We start from the raw sequence: 17,832 nt of genomic DNA on the forward strand, positions 1-17,832 counted from the left end.
AAGTGACGTCAACTGTTATTTTTAGATTGTATGAAACCACCGCGCTAAAGTCAAGCCCGAGACGCGAAAAATGTCTACACAAAGAAAAAAACCTGTCACCAACGGGGTGCAGGTCCAAAAGGTATTATATTAAAAAGGGGGTCATGCCGTTATTATAAACAAGCAATGTTAAGGGAACATGTATCTAATATTACAGTTATATTACAAGAACCCATATCCCCCTACTATTCCGTTACAACATAGCCCCCATGTTCGCGCAATTTCCGCACAACCGTCTCATAATCGCTGTCCTTCACCTTTGCACTGAGTACATATTTCCATCCCTGCGGCTCGTCACCGGTCTCGATGGGAGGTTTCGATGTCATTAGCCGTTCTCCGTCTCCCACCGCTTGGCTGCGTTCACCATCTAACGTGTCGCCGGTATTGTCTTCTCCCAAAGCTACCACCGGCAGCACGCTCTGCACACCGCGTACCGTTCCGGGTACAGGAACAACTCCCGGGTTGTTTGCGCCTGATGCGCTGATCACCCCATTATTTAGAGGCAATAACGAAACCTGAAGCTCATCGTCTTCGCCCCATTCGTTCGATACATTCCCTGCTTCAACCTCATTCGTGTTGTAGGCCAGCAGGGCGATACGCGCACCTTCCACTTGATCTTCTGTATTAAAATAGGCCTGAATATGTCTGGCCATGACCGATTCCTCCTTATTCATTCAGCATCAGCTTCCGGGTCGAGGGAGCCATTCGGCAGAGGGCCTGGTCTCCTGCATCATCGGTTCAAAGCGCTCCGGTTCGGCCAGACGGGCCGTCATCCGGGCTTCGCTGCGGTGTCCCGCTGTCATGAGAGGAGAGGATTGCCAGTCTCTCGATTTCACGGATTGGTGCATGTGAGCACCTCCTTTGGTCGTCAAGCTCTTTATCACAAGGTTGTACCAAAATCGGTCCGCTTATCCTACAGAACCCGAAATCCTGCATGAAAATGAAGGGAATTTGTCCATATTGCCCCGTTCCGTTGCACAGCAAGAAAATCTGTCCGATACCTTCCTCCTAACATAAAAGCGGGGCAAGACGCAGAATTTCCGCGTCTTGCCCCACTTCCGTATCCTCGCAGTTATCCCTCGCTGCCAGGGCTGTCCACGATCAGGGTCACCGGACCCCAATTCGTCAGCTGAACGTCCATATCGGCGCCAAACATACCGGTTTCGACCGTCAACCCTTTCGCCCGAAGCAGCTCGTTAAACCGCTCGTACAGCGGCTCCGCCGTTTCCGGCCGGGCCGCCGCCATGAAGTTGGGCCGTTTGCCCTTGCGGCAATCACCGTACAAGGTAAACTGGGAGACCGACAAAATCGCCCCGCCGATCTCCGTAACCGCCAGGTTCATCTTGCCTGCTTCGTCTTCAAATATGCGTAAGCCGGAGATCTTCTCCGCCAAATAGGCGGCATCCTGCTCGGTATCCTCATGCGTCACGCCAACCAACAGCATGAGCCCCGGTCCGATCGCCCCTACCGTCTCTCCCGCTACGACCACGCGCGCCTCACGGCAACGCTGCACAACCACTCTCATCTTGGTTTGAATCCCTTCCTATCTGCTACTGCATAATCCGGTGAACCGTGTACACATCCTTCACCCGTTTGATCTTCTCCACAACGGATTGCAGATGATCGGTATTCCGAATCAGAATCGTCATATGCACCAAAGCCATTTTGTTCTTATCCGACCGCCCCGAGACGGCCGAAATATTCGTTTTGCTTTCCGACACAGCCTGCAGCACTTCGTTTAAGAAGTTACGACGGTCGTGCCCGGTAATTTCGATATCGACACTGTAATTCGCTTCGATCGAATCTTCCCATTCCACGTCGATCACACGCGCCGCCTCTTCGCCTTCTCCTCCGCTCGGGATGTTCGGACAGTCGCTGCGATGCACGGATACGCCGCGGCCGCGGGTGATGTAACCAACGATCTCGTCGCCAGGTACCGGATTGCAGCATCTAGCAAACCGCACCAGCAAATTGTCGATCCCCTTCACGACGACGCCGTTCGTTGGGCGATGCCGGCGTTCTTCCGGCGCTTTCACTTCTTTGACCTCGGTGGTCAACTCGATGTGTCCAGCCGCTTCCTCCTGCTCCTTGCGCAGCTTCTCGGTCAGCTTCGTCACGACTTGGGAGGCCGTGATCCCGCCGAACCCAATCGCCGACAGCATATCGTCGATGTCGTTGAAGGCATACTTCTTCGCCGCTTCCAACAGCTTGTCGTCGCTCATCCACAAGGAAGGCTCGAGCCCCGCCCGCTTCAGCTCGCGTTCGATCGCTTCGCGTCCTTTTTCCACGTTTTCTTCGCGCTTTTCCTTCTTGAACCATTGCTTGATCTTGCTGCGAGCATGGGAGGATTGCGCAATTTTGAGCCAGTCCTGACTAGGTCCGTACGAGTGCTTGGAGGTCAAGATCTCCACGATGTCCCCGGTTTTCAGCCGATGATCCAGCGGGACGATCCGTCCGTTCACCTTGGCCCCAATCGTACGATTGCCAACTTCCGTATGGATACGGTACGCGAAATCCAGCGGTACGGAGCCTGCCGGAAGCTCAATGACTTCCCCGGACGGCGTAAACACAAACACCAGGTCCGAGAAGAAGTCCATTTTGAGCGATTCCACGAATTCGGAAGCATCCTTGGCTTCATGTTGAAGCTCCAGGATTTCGTTAAAGAACGTAATTTTGTTCTCGAGACCGCTCGTCCCTGCGCCTTCCTTGTAGGCCCAGTGCGCGGCAATCCCGTATTCTGCCGTCCGGTGCATTTCCCAGGTGCGGATTTGAACCTCTGTAGGTTCCCCGTTAGGCCCAACGACCGTCGTATGCAACGACTGGTACATGTTCGCCTTCGGCATGGCGATATAGTCTTTAAACCGCCCCGGCATCGGCTTCCATAACGTATGGATGATCCCCAGGGTCGCGTAACAGTCCTTGATATTGTCCACGATGATACGGATGGCCAGCAGATCGTAAATTTCGTTGAACTGCTTGTTTTTCATCGTCATTTTCTTATACACGCTGTAAATATGCTTGGGTCGCCCAGACAAATCCGCTTGGATGCCCATTTCGTCCAGCTTCTCGGCGATACGGGCGATCACGTTCTTGATGTATTCCTCGCGCTCCGCCCGTTTCTTGCGCATCAAGTTGGCGATCCGGTAATATTGCTGCGGGTTCAAGTACCGCAGGGCAATATCCTCCATTTCCCATTTGATGGCGGAGATCCCAAGCCGGTTCGCGATAGGGCAGAAGATTTCCAGCGTTTCATATGCAATCCGGCGCTGACTCTCCTCGGACTGGTATTTCAAAGTCCGCATGTTATGCAGCCGGTCCGCCAATTTGATGACGATGACGCGGATGTCTTGTGCCATCGCAATGAACATTTTACGGTAGTTCTCGTTCTGCTGCTCTTCTTTGGATTGGAATTTGATCCGCTCCAGCTTGGTTAAGCCGTCAACGAGCAATGCACAATCACTGCCGAAATGCTCCTGTATCTCCTTTAAGGACACTGTCGTGTCTTCCACCACATCATGAAGCAAGGCCGCAATGACCGACAGCGCATCCATTTGCATGTTCACTACAATATCCGCTACAGCCAAAGGATGTAGGATATAAGGTTCTCCGGATTTGCGAACCTGTCCGTGATGGGCTTGATCCGCAAACTCGTACGCTTCCCGAATCCGCTTCAGATCCGGTTCCTTTATATAGGCAGACGCCTTTTCGAGTAATTGCTCTATGCCCATTGAGATCCTGTTGATTCCTTTCTATATGAAAATATACTGAAAAAACGCATACAAGAGCATAATTCGCCTCATTTTGATTTCCTATAATTATGCCTCTTGCGTTCCCTCACGTCAACTCCAGGTATTGTCTTCGCTGCACGGACAGCATCCCGGCAAGATCTGCCTGCCTTTGGGAGGGTATACCGACCAGCCGATGAAGGGATTACCTGGGAAAGAAAAACAAAAGTCAAGTATTTTTATGTTGAAAATTGTCGCCAATGTCATTATCCTATTAAGGATAGTTATCTTATGAACGTATCTATAGAGGAGTGAACTCGTTGCAACGTGAAATTCAAGTGAATGAGAAAGTCCCGTTCGGACCGGGCGTGCTGTTAAGCCTGCAGCACTTATTTGCCATGTTCGGAAGCACGGTGCTGGTGCCTAACCTGTTTGGCGTCGACCCCGGCATGATCCTGCTGATGAACGGCATCGGTACCCTGTTGTACATCCTCATCTGCAAAGGGAAAATCCCTGCTTATCTGGGTTCCAGCTTTGCCTTCATCGCACCGGTTCAGGCGGTTCTCCAGACTCATCCGGGGAACGGCTACGCTTTGGCTCTCGGCGCGTTTATCGTCACCGGCGCGATCTTCGTTCTGATTGCGCTGCTGATTAAATACGCCGGCACGAAGTGGATCGACGTCGTATTCCCACCAGCCGCTATGGGGGCTATCGTTGCCCTGATCGGCCTGGAGCTGATTCCCGTCGCAGCCGGCATGGCCGGATGGATCACCGATGGCTCGGAGGGCTGGACGCCAGATGGAACGTCCATCACGCTGTCGCTCGTGACGTTAGTCGTTACGGTACTTGGCGCTGTCTTGTTCCGCGGCTTTCCGAAGATTATTCACATCTTGATCGGGATCGTCGTTGGTTATGTTCTAGCTTTATTCATGGGTGTGGTCGACACCTCAGCGATCGAACAAGCGAAGTGGATCACCCTACCGACGGTCACAACCCCGCAATGGGATACCTCCGTCATCATCTCGATCGTGCCGGTCGCGCTGGTCGTCATCGTGGAGCATATCGGCCACCTGCTGGTGACGAGCAACATTGTGGGCAAGGACTTGTCCAAGGACCCGGGCTTGCACCGGTCGCTGATGGGGAACGGGATCTCCACGATTCTTTCCGGTTTTGTAGGCTCCACGCCGAACACGACCTATGGGGAGAACATTGGTGTCATGGCATTAACCCGCGTGTTTTCTGTGTACGTGATCGGGGGTGCGGCGATCTTTGCCATCCTGCTCTCCTTCTCCGGGAAGTTCTCGGCAATCATCGCTAATATTCCGGATCCGGTTATGGGCGGCGTATCCTTGCTGCTGTTTGGCGTTATCGCCGCCTCGGGCTTGCGGATCTTCGTGGAGCAGAAGGTGGATTTCTCCAAGCCTACCAACATGCTGCTGACCACCGTTGTTCTGGTCATCGGCCTGAGCGGCACCCAACTGACCATGGGTAACGTCGTGCTGAAGGGTATGGCCTTGGCAACGATCGTTGGCATTGTGCTTAGCCTGTTCTTCAAGCTCATTCAAGTGCTGAAGTTAAGCAACGATAACGAAGAAGCGGCCCATTAAGCTCACTCTTCTATACAAATTAGGGGCTGTTGCCATGTGATACGTGGCAGCAGCCCCTTTTGTATGGGATCTATTTTTATTCGTATTGCACGAGTGAAAAGACTTCAATTCCCGGCAGCTTCTTGCGGCCTTCCAGCTCACTTAACTCAATCAGGAAGGCAGTACCAACGACGTTACCTCCTAGTTGACGAACCAGATCCACAGAGGTTGAGATCGTTCCCCCAGTCGCTAGCAAGTCATCCGCAATCAGCACGTTTTGCCCCGGCTTTACCGCATCGCTGTGCATCGCTAACCGGTCTTTGCCGTATTCCAGGTCGTATTCCACCTCAATCGTTTTGTAAGGCAGCTTCCCACTCTTGCGGATCGGTACGAACCCGACGCCAAGCGCGTAAGCCAGCGGCGCACCCACAACGAAACCGCGGGCTTCAGGGCCGGCAATCAAATCGATCTTCAAATGAGATACCCGCTGCTTCAGTTCGTCGATCGCCTTGCGGTACATGTTACCGTCATTGAGCAACGTCGTAATATCCTTGAAGCTAATGCCCGGTTGAGGGAAATCAGGAATCACCCGGATGTACTCTTTAAAATCCAAACCAATCTCCTCCTAGTTCAAATGCGTGCAAATCATTTCTAAGTTTCAGAACAAAACATTTATGAGGCTCCCTGAATATGGGTTAGCATCCATTCCGTAATTTCCGGCACCCGGCCGTACTGCAGCATCTGTTCGATTTCAGCCAGCAGTCCCAGCTCCCGGTAACGGCTTGACGTTTCCAAGGCCTGCTTGGAAGGAGACGGATGGATCCGAATCATCCCGGATGCCCGAATAATAAATCCCAGCTCCTCGAATACCCCAAGCGCCATCTCAACCATCCGCTTTGACCAACCGGTACGCTTCACAAGCGCCGCCAACAGTTCTTCCTCAGGAAGCCCTTGGCCGGCTCCCCGATAGATCAAGCTGTACACGAGCTTGAAATGATCGCGAGAAGGCGGCTCGATGCGCTCTTGGGGCGCACGCAGCGAATGCAGCATATAGATGCGCTCCAGACCGGTAAAAGCGGATACCATCCCAGTCCAGCTCTCCGGTGCATCCGGAAGCTCCAGGACGAACAATGTCGACGCAGCGTGAATCCCAGCGGTTTGCGCGAGCTCGTTCCCAGGACGCACGCCAACGTTCTTATCATATACCCAAATCGGGGTCTCCTTCAAATCAAGGGTATGGAAAAATGCGGAACCTTCATTTACGACGACAGCCGACGCTCCCGAACCGCAGGCGGGCAGCTTATCCAGCTTCCCTCGAAGCTCTTCGAGCAGCTGCGATGGATTCCGGGAGCCGCGGTAATCAAACACCTGCAGATGAGACACCGCTAAATCCTGGATCATGAGCTGCGGCTTGCGCGAGCCGTTCCACTCGTTGACACTGGCTTCCGCAACGATATCGATCCGAGCTTCTTCCGACAGCAACGGGGCCAATTCACCTTTGCCAAACGCGACGGCTTCTACGGTTTTACCGTTTTGGCCAAGAATCAGCTTCAAGTGCTTGCCGTCTTTGCCCATCTGGCGGCATTCCAGCAGCTTTAGGCCACGAAGAAGCAGCCTGGGACAGGTGTTTGCCATGCCAAATGGAGCCAGTTGCTGGAGTTGTTCGATTGCTTGCAGCGTAATGTCTTTTAAAGAGCAAGTCAAATCGGTCTCCAGGACCGGCACGAAATGCTCCGGCGTGAGCCGCCCGGCGGCAAAAGCATTCAGCCTTCGGCCAAATTCCTCCAATCGCTCCCGGCTTAGGGACATCCCTGCAGCGGATGGATGTCCGCCAAAGTGGTCCAGCAGGTCGGCGCAATCGGTTAAGGCTTCATAGATGTCAAAGCCGGGAATTGAGCGGGCGGAGCCTTTGCACTCCCCGGTCTCGGGATGAATTCCCAACACGATGGTCGGGCGATAATACCGTTCCAGCAATTTGGAGGCGACGATCCCGACAACGCCGGCATTCCAGCCTTCGCCGGCCACCACAATCACGTCGGGCAGCCCTTCCGACTGCTCCTGGCTTTCCAGCTGCTGAAGCGCTTCTTGCACCATATCCTCGACAATTATTTGGCGCTCCTTGTTCAGCACATCCAGCTCCTCGGCGATCGCCTCGGCTTCTTCCATGTTCTCCGCCGTCAATAAGGCGACGGCGCGGTTGGCGTGGCTCATGCGGCCGCTGGCATTAATCCGCGGTGCCAACCCGAAGGCGACGGCTGTCGAAGTAACTTCCCCGCTGGACCAGCCGGAGGTTCCGAGCAATGCCGTCATGCCCGGAAATGCCGAGCGCTCCATCGATGCCAGACCGGACTTGACGATCATCCGGTTCTCTCCGGTCAGTGGCATCAGGTCAGCAATCGTCCCCAGCGCGGCCAGCTCGGTCCAAGCAATGGGGGTGTCCTCCCCCAGGAGCGCTTGGGCCAGCTTGTACGCCACCCCCACCCCGGCCAGTCCTTTAAACGGATACGTGCAGTATGGCAGCTTGGGGTTAATCAAAGCGTACGCTTCCGGTAAAACCGCCGGCGGTTCGTGGTGGTCAGTGACGATCACGTCCATGCCCACCGCATTGGCGTAGGCCACCTGCTCAACGGCGCTGATCCCCGTATCTACCGTCACGATCAGCGTAAAGCCTTTCTTGTGATAATGCTCCAGCACCGGAATATGTAGCCCATATCCCTCTTTCGTTCGATGCGGGATGTAGTAGTCATATGTAGCACCGAGATGCCTCATCAGGTAGATCATTAAAGTCGTCGATGACACCCCATCGGCGTCATAATCCCCGTATATCAAAATCCGCTCCCCATTTTCCACCGCACGGCGGATGCGCGGTACGGCTTCTTTCATGCCGCTGAGCAGCATGGGATCGTGTTGATCGGCAAGGCTTCCTCTTAAGAAGAGCTCCGCCTTCTCAGGGCTTTCCATCTCCCGCGTCACCAGCAAAGACGCCAGCAAAGGGGAAATATTCAGCTGGCCGGCCAGCCGTCTGGCAGCCTCTTCGTCATAGGGAAGCTGTGTCCAGCGATATTTGGCATGAAGCAAAAAACGTCACCTTCTTTCTTCCTGTCGGTTCTATCCCGGGGCCAGCTTACTGCAGCAAGTTCGGCAAATCACTATCAGCATCGGTATTGCTCTTATAAGGATACCCCGCCTCGTAAGGCCCGACTTGAATCCGAACGTCAGTGACATGGGAAAAGCGGTTGAGCAGCAGCATTTTGGCCCGATTGGCGATATCGTTGGCTTCCATAACGGTAAGCTTAGGATTTACGCTAATCTTGGCGGTCACGGTCACATAATGTCCGTTCTCCTGCGCTTTCAAATCATCTACTGTAATCACGCCATGCACCCGCTGTACCGTCTCGATGAAGGTAGCAGCATCCTCTTCGCGTACCTCCGTCCGAACCGGTCCGTAGATGGAGCGTCTCACCAGCCGATAGACTTGGATCATCACATGTAAGGCGACAAGGATCGCGGCAACCGGATCAAGATACGCCAGGACGGGCACATCCCAGGCTTGCCCTCCCATCGCCCCAAACACACCCGCGAGAACAACTACAGATGAGAACAACGAATGACGATGCTTCTCGACGATCAGCTGCAACTCCTGATCCGACTTCCTGCGGGAAATACGCAACTTGATTTGAAACAACGTTTCCCGCAAAGCCATCGATAGGAGCACGGCTGCCAAAACGAAAGTCTCCGGTGGAGTGGTGTCGCCCTCAACCATGTCAGTGATGGACGCAATCCACAGTTGAACGGTGCCCATCAACAAAAAAACGGAGAAGAAAATCGCCGGCAGCGGCTCAGGCGTCGCTTTGCTTGCGGACGAACCAGCCAGCCGCAAACGCCTTTTTCCCGGTACAGACAGTCTCGCGGCGACGCCAACCGCAACATCGTACGCAGAATATAATGCCCCGGCCAGCAATGTCAGACTGTCGTACAGCAGACCAACCGTCCCCAAAAACACGGCCAGGACAAGATCCCCAACGATCCCGGGCCATGCTGTCGGTGCCGGAATAACAGCTTGTTCTCGTGTCATAATCCCCCTCCTGATGCACGTAAAAGCGGACAAGTTACGAAAGCCGCGTCAGAAGACGCGGCTCTAGCTTTAATTCAGCGAATGAATGGGTGCTTCAATCAGACATTTCGGCCGTTCAGGAAGCTTTAGCCGGTTTATGCTTTTGCTTACTCTTGAGCAGGAACCAGAGCGGGCTTGCGATAAAGATAGACGAATACGCCCCAAACAACAGGCCGATCACCATCGCAAGCGAGAACATCCGGATCGACTCTCCGCCTAGAATGAGGAGGAAGAAGGCCGCCACGAACACCGTCAACGCGGTATACAAGGAACGCATAATCGTTTGCGATACGCTCACGTTCACCAGATTGATCAGGTCCTGACGAGTTTTCGTTTTGGCAAATCGCAGATTTTCGCGAATCCGGTCAAAGATAACGATCGTATCGTTAATCGAATAGCCGATAATCGTAAGTACAGCGACGATAAAGGTCAAGTCAACCTCGAGCCGGAAGATCGAGAAGACGGAAATGACCATAAAAGCGTCATGCAGCAGCGCGATGATCGCAGCCACAGCAAACCGCCATTCAAACCGGATGCCAACGTAAATAATAATCCCGATACAGGAGATCAACACGGCATAAATTGCATTGCGCGCCAGTTCTTTCGCCATTTCCGGGTCAACCGTATTCACTTCAAACGAAGCTTTATCGTCTAATTTGGCAATTTCCGCTTTCAGCTTCGCGTCATTCTCTTCACTTAATACTTGCGTAAATCGGATATTCATCCGGTCTTGTCCAGGACTGATGCTCGCTTCATTCTCCTCGATCCCCATATTTTTCAAGATCGGGCGGACTTGATCGGCCGTCAGCGGCTTGGACAGGGAAATATCCACATTAGACCCTGCTTTGAAATCTACGCTATAGTTCAAACCGAAGAACGCCAAGCAAATGATGCCGGCAATCGTCAAGACGATTGAAAGGGTGTAGAAGTATTTACTCAGATGTATATAATCCAGGTTCTTCTTAAAGCTCACGAATGTCACGCTCCTTCACACCGAAATACTTCGGTTTCAACAGCTTGCCGGCTTTGAGCAGCAGGTTCAGCAGGAAACGGGCGAGATAGATATTCGTGGCGATACTAAGTACGATTTCCACGATGAGCACCAAGGCAAAGCCTTTAACGGCCCCCGTACCATACGCATACATCACGGCCGCAACGATAATCGTCGTGATCTGCGAATCAAGCACTGTACGGAGAGAATGCTTGTCCCCTGCTTTGACCGCAGACATGATACTCTTGCCGGCCCGTATTTCCTCATGAATCCGTTCATTGGTAATAATGTTGGCGTCCACCGCCATCCCAATCCCGAGAATGATAGCCGCAATCCCTGGAAGAGTTAACGTAAAGTCTGCCCAGACGAACACGAGAATGAGCAGCCAGGTATGCACAATCAGGGTAAACGAGGCAATTAGCCCAGGCACCCGGTACATCCCGACCATGAACAGCAGAATGAAAAGAGAGCCAATCAGGCCGGCTTCAATCGTCTGATCCAGTGACTGCTTACCGAGCGTCGCGCCGACGCTTTGAGAATATTTCTCCGTCAGCTTCAACGGGAGGGCGCCAAGATTGATCTTGTCGCGCAGCTCTTTCGCCTTCTCCAAGTCGCCGCCCACACTGATTTGTGCGGACCCGTCGGTCAAAACGGCTTGAACGATCGGAGCGGAGACCAGCTCATCGTTCATATAAATCGCCAGGGGTTGTCCCAGCAAACGTTTGGTGACTTCAGCGAACTTTTCTTTGTTTTTCACTTTAATGCTGACAACCGGTTCATTCATCTGTGTGAATTCCAGTTTGGCACCATTTTCCGCGAAATCGGTTCCGATCATTTCGATCTTGTTGTATTCGTCCGCGTTCTTCTCCGTGCCGTCCTTACTGCGGAACGTCAGCGAAGCCGGCTCCTTCATCGTCTTGCGCACTGTTTCTTCATCGGTAACGCCGGCCACCTTCAAGCGGATCCGGTTCGTGCCTTCCGTCGTGACTTCCGGCTCGCTGGTTCCCAGCTTGTTCGCCCGGTCCTCCAGGCTCTTGGCCGTTTGGATTAAGGATTCCTTCGTGACCTGACCTCCGCCTTCCAACGGACTGGCTTCATATAGAATCTCAAAGCCGCCTTTCAGATCAAGGCCGAGACGTACGTTCTTTAATAGGTCGGGGGTTGTCCAAGCCATGATGCCAAACGAGACAACCACGACGGTTATGAATGTGATAATTCTTTTCATCCCGTACTTCTTTCCCCTTTCAAATTCTCAATATTCCTATTATAGCGATGGCCGAAAAACCAGTCAATTTATCTAAAATTGTCAATTCGATTAACGACCGGCACAAAAAAAGATCCCATTTAATCCAAACGGGATCCCCGAAAGGCGGACATCGTCATATAGTTCATAAACTGGGTGACTTTCAAAGAAAGAATGTCATTCACCAATTGGTACAAGGGAGGGATTCCCCCCTTCTCGTATTTATGGCTGATACATTCCCAAATGTCAGGTCCGGTCACATGCTCGTACCCGATCAGCCGGAACTCCTCGGCCTTACTGCGACACAAGCTTTCGATTGCCTCATTTAGTTGTTGGTCCGTCATTTGTTCTTCAGCCATACTTCAAGCCTCCTTCGAAAACCCGTCTTATTACATTCTACCCTAAATCTCCGAATCCTGCTTACAAGAGTTGTTTGGTTTTCGAATCTTGTGAAAAAGACAAGTCATGAACCGGGACAGGTCTGTCATATCCATGAAGTGAGAGGTTGTACGCCTCGCTTACGAGTTTATAAGGCAGCTGATTTCTATAAGCATCGCGTATGTAGGAAGTTACCAAAGTGCTGCCGGGGGAGTGGAGTTTCGATTGAATAAGCAAACCTTTATCCAAGGTACGATGATCCTGCTTGTGGCTGGGATCGTAAACCGCCTCCTGGGCTTCATTCCGCGCATCATGCTGCCCCGCGTGATCGGGGCCGAAGGCGTAGGGCTGTATCAGCTCGGTTATCCCTTTTTTCTCGTGCTCGTAACGATTATTACCGGCGGCATTCCGCTCGCTGTAGCCAAGCTGGTGGCCGAAGCAGAATCCTCGGGTCAGCCCGGGCGCTCGGTGTCGATTTTACGGACAAGCTTAGTATTTACGACGGCAGCCGGCTTTCTGTTTACGTTTCTCTGCTTGTTTGGCGCGCCATGGGTGACCCGTTACATTCTGACCGATGCCCGGGTTTATCACACTTTTATCGCAATGAGCCCGATGATCATCATCGTCTCAGTCTCTTCGGTCTTCCGCGGATATTTCCAAGGGAAGCAGGATATGATTCCCTCGGCGGTGTCGTCCATCATGGAAACGGTGGCCCGAATTATCGGCGTCCTCTGGTTCTCGTATCTCATGCTCCCGATGGGCATCGCCTATGCGGCTGCAGGAGCCATGCTTGGTGTTGTTGCCGGCGAGATCGTAGGCATGGGGGTCCTGCTCTGGCAGTATCACCGCCTGAAGCGGAGGGAGCGGCTGGGAGGCTCTACACCCGGCAATCTAGCAGTGAGCCCTGCCAATGCTGTGAACCCGAATGAGGAAACATCCGCCTCCTCCGCCTATCCGTTCCACGCCAACCTGCGCCGAATTCTGCGCATCGCCATTCCGGTTACCGGCAGCCGTCTGGTCGGCTCGCTCTCCTACCTGCTGGAGTCGATTACAACCGCGCGGAGCTTGGCGATCGCCGGCGTAGGAGTTGGCGTTGCGACCTCCCAATACGGGGCGCTGCAAGGGATGATCATCCCGCTGTTGCTGCTGCCGGGAGCGTTAACTTCGTCGCTCGCCGTCTCGCTTGTCCCTTCGCTGGCTGAAGCGCAGGCACGCGGCGACACCAGAACGATCCACCTGCGTCTCCATCAATCCTTGCGGCTTGCGCTGGTCACCGGCGCTCCGTTCGCCGCGATCATGTTCGTGTTGGCTGACCCGATCTGCCGGCTTGTGTACAACGATGGCACGATCGGAGGCATGCTCAAAATCATGGCCCCCTTCGCCCTTCTGCTGTATATCCAAACGCCGCTGCAGGCCACGCTGCAAGCGTTGGATAAGCCGGGCCGCGCACTCATTAACACACTGGTTGGGGCCATCATCAAAATCACCTTAATCTTCTATCTGGCCTCGAACCCGGCACTAGGCATCTACGGGGCAATTATCGCGATTATTATCAACTTTATCATCGTGACCGTCATGCATGCTGTCGGTGTGTCCAAATCACTGCGTTATCGTATGCCTTACCTGGATATCCTCAAGGTTGGAGCGGCGATGATCATCATGGCCGCCGCCGCGGACTATTTATATAAGAACCTCGTCCTGAGCTCTCAAATGGGCTGGCAGTTCTTGATGGCGGCCTCCCTGTCCGGATTGCTGTATTTAGCTCTAGCCGGAATCATGGGATTGTTTGATCTCCATGACCTTAAGCGGCTGCCTGTCCTAGGCAAATGGTTTCGGAAATAACGAAGGTTATTGTTTTGCGTCCATCTCATTGATATACAGCTTTCCATTATGATCGATACTGCAAAAGAACACCTGCTTGAAATCCGTTAAGCCTTTCATTTGAATCTGATTTTTCAGCCAAAAGCGGGTTTTTCCGATTTTGCGCAAGTTCTCGTCGTTTACCTTGCCATCCATAATGAGCGGCAGCGGGAGTGCTTCATATTTGATTTTTGCCGAGAGGTTGGCATCCTTCTTTTGGGAAGGCTGCTCTCCCCCTTCGGATTTGTCTTTGGGAATCACACTAAGCTGCCCGCTCGTTTCCAACACGGCAAACTCGACGTCGGCAACGCTGTCGATCTGCTGCGAGCGCAGCTGCATCATTAAATCATCTAAGTTGTATCGCTGGCGTTTCATTTCTTCCCGGTTAATTTTCCCGTTTCGGATAATGACGCTGGGCTCGCCATCAAACCACAGCCTTATTTTACGGAAGCGAAGCGACAGCAAGGCGATGGCGATTTGAATCAGCAGCAGGGTCAACATCGGTATGACTCCGTCATAAATCGGCCGATTGATATCTTCCAGGGCAAAAACGGCGATCTCTGCGATCATGATCGAGATGACCAGGTCGAAGATCGACAGCTCGCCGATTTCTCTTTTTCCCATAATCCGCATGACTCCGAATACCAAGAAATACATCAGGACGGTTCGGAAAACATGGTTTGCCACATGCTCGACCACGCCAATCCCTCCTCTGGTTACAAGTTCGCACAAAACATGGTATTGGTATTCTGACCGCCGCCTTCCCGTTCCATGCGAAAGATCACAGGTTAAAATCCGGGAGGCTTACATGAATCTTCCTAACTCAATTGGGCCAAGTAGGTCTATCCGAGTTAGCTTGACCATAAAATGTGGTAAAACGTCTGTCGAAGACATGGAAAACAGGAGGCTGACCACGATGCATTTGATCCGCCGAATTTTCGGGATGCGTATGTCCCAGCCCACCGTTGCAGGGTTGTGGTATGGATTTTTATGGATGATGATCGGCGCATTGATTCTATCTTTATTGTTGCAAGGCGAAATGGTTGAAGAGTTTGAACTGTCGATGTACACGTATCTGGTGCATGCTGTTGCCGTCTTGTTCGGGGGGATCGTCTCCGGCAAACGTGCCAAACAGAAGGGATGGTATCAAGGCGCTCTGACCGGTGCACTGTACGTGCTCATCTTGCTGCTGATCAGCTTCTTGGCTCTAGATACGTCATTGGGGCTCCGGGAATGGGGATATATCCTGCCGGGGTTTGTCATCGGTGCGATCGGCGGCATGATTGGCGTAAATCTTGGCCGCAAATAACTTAAGGTTTTACGGCGGCCTCCATTCATGGTAAGTTAGACTTAGTCCAATCGACATCATCATGAGGAGGTCGTTCTCGCACGATGGATCATTCCATGTCCGGCATCTCGTGGCTGACCGGGATTTCCGTCATCATCATGGTCTGGGTGAACACGCTCCGCTCGCCATGGCATGCCGTTACTTCCCTATTGCAGCAACTGATCAAATCAAAACATTTGCTTTGGCTTTTACTTCTGATGGTTGGCGTGTTGCTGATAAATAAGTTTGAACTGATCCTAGAAGATCATCTTCCTTTTCATACCGATTTCACACCGTGGGTATTTGGAATTGAGGGACATTTCGTTTCAACGTTTCAAAGCTTGTTTCACTCAACGACTGTAACGGTAATAACAGCTTTCTTCTATCTAGTCATCTTGCAGGCGTTAATTCTTGCATCGCTGGGAATCTATGCGTCCGATGATCGTCTGCCGTTTCTTTATGCGACCTGTTGCACTGTGATCCTCAATTATCTGGCAGCGGTCCCCTTTTATTTGCTGTTCCCGGTGAACGAGGTATGGTCGTATCCGCCGTCAGGGGCTATCTTTTATATGCTAGAGGTTTTTCCAAATTTCGAACAGGTTTACCGCCCCTTGTCCGGTCTGAATAACTGCTTTCCTAGCCTCCACACTTCGGTCTCCGTATCGATGGCTATTTTGGCGATCCGTTCAGGGAACCGGCGCTGGGGTTGGTTTGCTTCAGCTTGTTCATTGATTATAGTGTTTTCAATCTTTTATATGGGGATTCACTGGTTGACGGACATGCTTGGAGGGCTGGTACTGGCTGCTTTGGCCTCCACCATCGGCCTTGCCTGGGGCAACCGCTTGGCGAACTCCGCGCGATCCGGAAACCTTAAGCCGCATCAGACCATAAGAAAAACGTCTATCGACGTACATTCAAAGTAGACAGACCGCGTTTAGCGGAAGTTTTTCTTGCGATATCAGGATGCCAATGCCCCGAAGTTTATACTTTCTGGCGTGTAATATAATCAAAATATAAAGAGGAAATCCCCAGCGACTATCGAAGAAAGAAGCACCTGACAGGGAAGCTTCAATCTTACCTACCAACCACAGGAGGTTAAAGTCGCATGGGGAAATCCTCGCACATTCAAGGCCGTAAGGGAACTAAGTTCAGTCAACAGCTAAGGGGCGTTAACCTGGAGCAAGTCCTCATCGTTGCAATCGATGCGGCCAAGCTCCACCAAAAAGCCTTAATATGCAATTATTTCGGCGACATCATTGAAAAACCCTTCTTTTTCTCAGCGAATAATTCTGGTATGGAGCTGCTTTGCAAGAAGATTAATCAAGCGGTTACAGCCACAGAGGCTGTTCGCTTGTTCCTGGGTATTGAGGCAACAGGCCATTACTATGAAGACATCGTCCGCGAGATGGCGAAACGAGGGTACCACGTTCAGATCTTGAATCCGTATACCACCTTCGAGGAACGCGCCGGCGCACTGAATTGGTGCAAAACAGATGATCTTGATCTTGTGGCCATCGCCCATGCCATCAAAAGCAACAAAGCCACTGAAAACCAGCTTTTGAATGGCGTGCAGCGTCAGCTCCATGTCTTGACTCGAGCACGGCGCTCTGAGACACGGAAGCGTGCTTCCTTGCGTACAGAGATTCGAGCACTTATGGACCTCATCTGGCGCGAGTACCAAGGATATGCAGATTATTCAGCCGGTAGAGCTCGAAAAATCAAAGTATTCAGTGACTTCTGGGGGAAAGCCTCGCTCTTCTTCATGGAGCATTATCCACACCCCGCTGCTGTCCTGAAACTAGGGGAGACCGGGCTACGGAAGCTCTCGATTCAGCATAATCTCAAATTGCGAAACACCACCATCCAGAAGCTCTTGCACGTCGCTGAACAAGCGTTATCGAGAAACTTACAGGAACTTCGGCCTGAGCTTATGTTACTGAAAATGAAGCTACGTGACTTACGAACATTTGATGCCAAAATTAATGTTTTGGAACAAGAGATCGAGAACCTTCTCCTTCAGACAGACGGACGACTGCTTCTTACCGTCCCGGGCTTAGGAGTGACTACCGCGGCTGAGCTTTATGCTGAAATCGGCGATGTATCTCAGTACTCGAACGCAAACCAGTTAATTAAGAAAGCTGGCACAAACCCCATTGTTAAGCAAACAGGTGGCGGCAAAGGCTCCTACCGCAAGATTTCCAAACAGGGAAACGATCACCTTCGTTATGCGGTATATCTAGCAGGTAAGAGTCTCTGCATGCATAATAAGGACCTTAAGCCTTTCTATGATCGTCTGAAGGAAAAAGGAAAACATGAACGAGCCATCTTTGTTGCAATGGGTAATAAGATGCTCAAAGTCGCTTTCGCCATGCTGCGAGACCGTTTACCGTTTCAATCGCAGTGCTCTGATTATCACATCCTTGATGAGGTCAATAAGAAGTTGAACTTCAATTGCGTTATGCCGACACTAGCGGTGGCCTAACTAAGCAAGATCTTGGAACCGGTCTTTCTGGGACTGAGGGAAGATCGGATCACTTTCTTGGAGACCTTGGATCTCGTATGTCAGCTT

At 52.1% G+C, this 17,832-nt stretch carries 15 protein-coding genes; 5 read left to right on the forward strand and 10 right to left on the reverse strand.

The features are described 5' to 3' along the window. Nucleotides 1-224: 224 nt before the first annotated feature. From NSQ80_RS15805 to NSQ80_RS15815, 3 genes are all read right to left on the reverse strand, one after another. The gene (locus NSQ80_RS15805; RefSeq protein ID WP_260070215.1) at nucleotides 225-692 is read right to left on the reverse strand and encodes a hypothetical protein; all 468 of its coding nucleotides are present in this window, start codon (nucleotides 690-692) and stop codon (nucleotides 225-227) included. Nucleotides 693-1,111: 419 nt separating this feature from the next. Then, nucleotides 1,112-1,564 carry a D-aminoacyl-tRNA deacylase gene (dtd, locus tag NSQ80_RS15810; protein WP_260070213.1) on the reverse strand — a complete coding sequence of 151 codons (453 nt, stop codon included), beginning with the start codon at nucleotides 1,562-1,564 and terminating at the stop codon, nucleotides 1,112-1,114. A 25-nt stretch (nucleotides 1,565-1,589) separates the two neighbouring features. Then, a complete protein-coding gene (locus NSQ80_RS15815) occupies nucleotides 1,590-3,767 on the reverse strand; it encodes a bifunctional (p)ppGpp synthetase/guanosine-3',5'-bis(diphosphate) 3'-pyrophosphohydrolase (protein WP_260070212.1) in 2,178 nt (725 codons plus the stop codon). Nucleotides 3,768-4,084: 317 nt separating this feature from the next. Between NSQ80_RS15815 and uraA the strand changes: the two genes are divergently transcribed. After that, a complete protein-coding gene (gene uraA / locus NSQ80_RS15820; protein ID WP_036644729.1) occupies nucleotides 4,085-5,371 on the forward strand; it encodes a uracil permease in 1,287 nt (428 codons plus the stop codon). A gap of 76 nt (nucleotides 5,372-5,447) precedes the next feature. On the opposite strand, the gene NSQ80_RS15825 is transcribed toward uraA, so the two are convergent. The 6 genes from NSQ80_RS15825 to NSQ80_RS15850 all read right to left on the reverse strand — a co-directional run bounded on the left by NSQ80_RS15825 (nucleotide 5,448) and on the right by NSQ80_RS15850 (nucleotide 12,057). Further along, entirely contained in the window at nucleotides 5,448-5,963 is a 516-nt protein-coding gene (locus NSQ80_RS15825) for an adenine phosphoribosyltransferase (protein WP_009224407.1), read from the reverse strand. A gap of 59 nt (nucleotides 5,964-6,022) precedes the next feature. Further along, on the reverse strand, nucleotides 6,023-8,428 hold the full coding sequence (recJ, locus tag NSQ80_RS15830; RefSeq protein ID WP_009224408.1) for a single-stranded-DNA-specific exonuclease RecJ: 2,406 nt from the start codon (nucleotides 8,426-8,428) through the stop codon (nucleotides 6,023-6,025). Nucleotides 8,429-8,474: 46 nt separating this feature from the next. Then, nucleotides 8,475-9,425, reverse strand: a complete 951-nt coding sequence (locus NSQ80_RS15835; protein ID WP_260070211.1) for a cation diffusion facilitator family transporter — start codon at nucleotides 9,423-9,425, stop codon at nucleotides 8,475-8,477. Between the two features lie 115 nt (nucleotides 9,426-9,540). After that, nucleotides 9,541-10,437 (reverse strand): protein translocase subunit SecF, encoded by an 897-nt coding sequence (gene secF, locus NSQ80_RS15840; RefSeq protein ID WP_050769721.1) that lies wholly within the window; start codon nucleotides 10,435-10,437, stop codon nucleotides 9,541-9,543. After that, complete coding sequence (secD, locus tag NSQ80_RS15845) at nucleotides 10,427-11,680, reverse strand: protein translocase subunit SecD (protein ID WP_009224411.1); 1,254 nt, start codon at nucleotides 11,678-11,680, stop codon at nucleotides 10,427-10,429. The genes secF and secD overlap by 11 nt, the downstream gene beginning before the upstream one ends. 119 nt (nucleotides 11,681-11,799) lie before the next feature. Beyond that, nucleotides 11,800-12,057, reverse strand: coding sequence for a post-transcriptional regulator (locus tag NSQ80_RS15850; protein ID WP_009224412.1), 258 nt, complete (start codon nucleotides 12,055-12,057; stop codon nucleotides 11,800-11,802). Between the two features lie 244 nt (nucleotides 12,058-12,301). Between NSQ80_RS15850 and spoVB the strand changes: the two genes are divergently transcribed. Then, a complete protein-coding gene (gene spoVB, locus NSQ80_RS15855) occupies nucleotides 12,302-13,918 on the forward strand; it encodes a stage V sporulation protein B (RefSeq protein ID WP_009224413.1) in 1,617 nt (538 codons plus the stop codon). 6 nt (nucleotides 13,919-13,924) lie between these two features. Here spoVB and NSQ80_RS15860 read toward each other — a convergent pair whose 3' ends face one another. After that, entirely contained in the window at nucleotides 13,925-14,635 is a 711-nt protein-coding gene (locus NSQ80_RS15860) for a DUF421 domain-containing protein (RefSeq protein ID WP_036644732.1), read from the reverse strand. A gap of 217 nt (nucleotides 14,636-14,852) precedes the next feature. Between NSQ80_RS15860 and NSQ80_RS15865 the strand changes: the two genes are divergently transcribed. From NSQ80_RS15865 to NSQ80_RS15875, 3 genes are all read left to right on the forward strand, one after another. Continuing rightward, nucleotides 14,853-15,245, forward strand: coding sequence for a TIGR04086 family membrane protein (locus NSQ80_RS15865; RefSeq protein ID WP_009224415.1), 393 nt, complete (start codon nucleotides 14,853-14,855; stop codon nucleotides 15,243-15,245). Nucleotides 15,246-15,328: 83 nt separating this feature from the next. After that, entirely contained in the window at nucleotides 15,329-16,186 is an 858-nt protein-coding gene (locus NSQ80_RS15870; protein ID WP_260070209.1) for a phosphatase PAP2 family protein, read from the forward strand. Between the two features lie 182 nt (nucleotides 16,187-16,368). Continuing rightward, complete coding sequence (locus NSQ80_RS15875; RefSeq protein WP_260072012.1) at nucleotides 16,369-17,745, forward strand: IS110 family transposase; 1,377 nt, start codon at nucleotides 16,369-16,371, stop codon at nucleotides 17,743-17,745. Nucleotides 17,746-17,832: the final 87 nt, after the last annotated feature.

This window comes from Paenibacillus sp. FSL K6-2441 (genome assembly GCF_037964765.1).
Lineage (GTDB): Bacteria > Bacillota > Bacilli > Paenibacillales > Paenibacillaceae > Fontibacillus > Fontibacillus phoenicis.

Bases quoted from the DNA above. Each gene is read 5' to 3' on its own strand.
- NSQ80_RS15805 (WP_260070215.1), bottom strand. From the start codon at position 692: ATGGCCAGACATATTCAGGCCTATTTTAATACAGAAGATCAAGTGGAA.
- dtd (WP_260070213.1), bottom strand. From the start codon at position 1,564: ATGAGAGTGGTTGTGCAGCGTTGCCGTGAGGCGCGCGTGGTCGTAGCG.
- NSQ80_RS15815 (WP_260070212.1), bottom strand. From the start codon at position 3,767: ATGGGCATAGAGCAATTACTCGAAAAGGCGTCTGCCTATATAAAGGAA.
- NSQ80_RS15835 (WP_260070211.1), bottom strand. From the start codon at position 9,425: ATGACACGAGAACAAGCTGTTATTCCGGCACCGACAGCATGGCCCGGG.
- secD (WP_009224411.1), bottom strand. From the start codon at position 11,680: ATGAAAAGAATTATCACATTCATAACCGTCGTGGTTGTCTCGTTTGGC.
- NSQ80_RS15850 (WP_009224412.1), bottom strand. From the start codon at position 12,057: ATGGCTGAAGAACAAATGACGGACCAACAACTAAATGAGGCAATCGAA.
- NSQ80_RS15865 (WP_009224415.1), top strand. From the start codon at position 14,853: ATGCATTTGATCCGCCGAATTTTCGGGATGCGTATGTCCCAGCCCACC.
- NSQ80_RS15870 (WP_260070209.1), top strand. From the start codon at position 15,329: ATGGATCATTCCATGTCCGGCATCTCGTGGCTGACCGGGATTTCCGTC.
- NSQ80_RS15875 (WP_260072012.1), top strand. From the start codon at position 16,369: ATGGGGAAATCCTCGCACATTCAAGGCCGTAAGGGAACTAAGTTCAGT.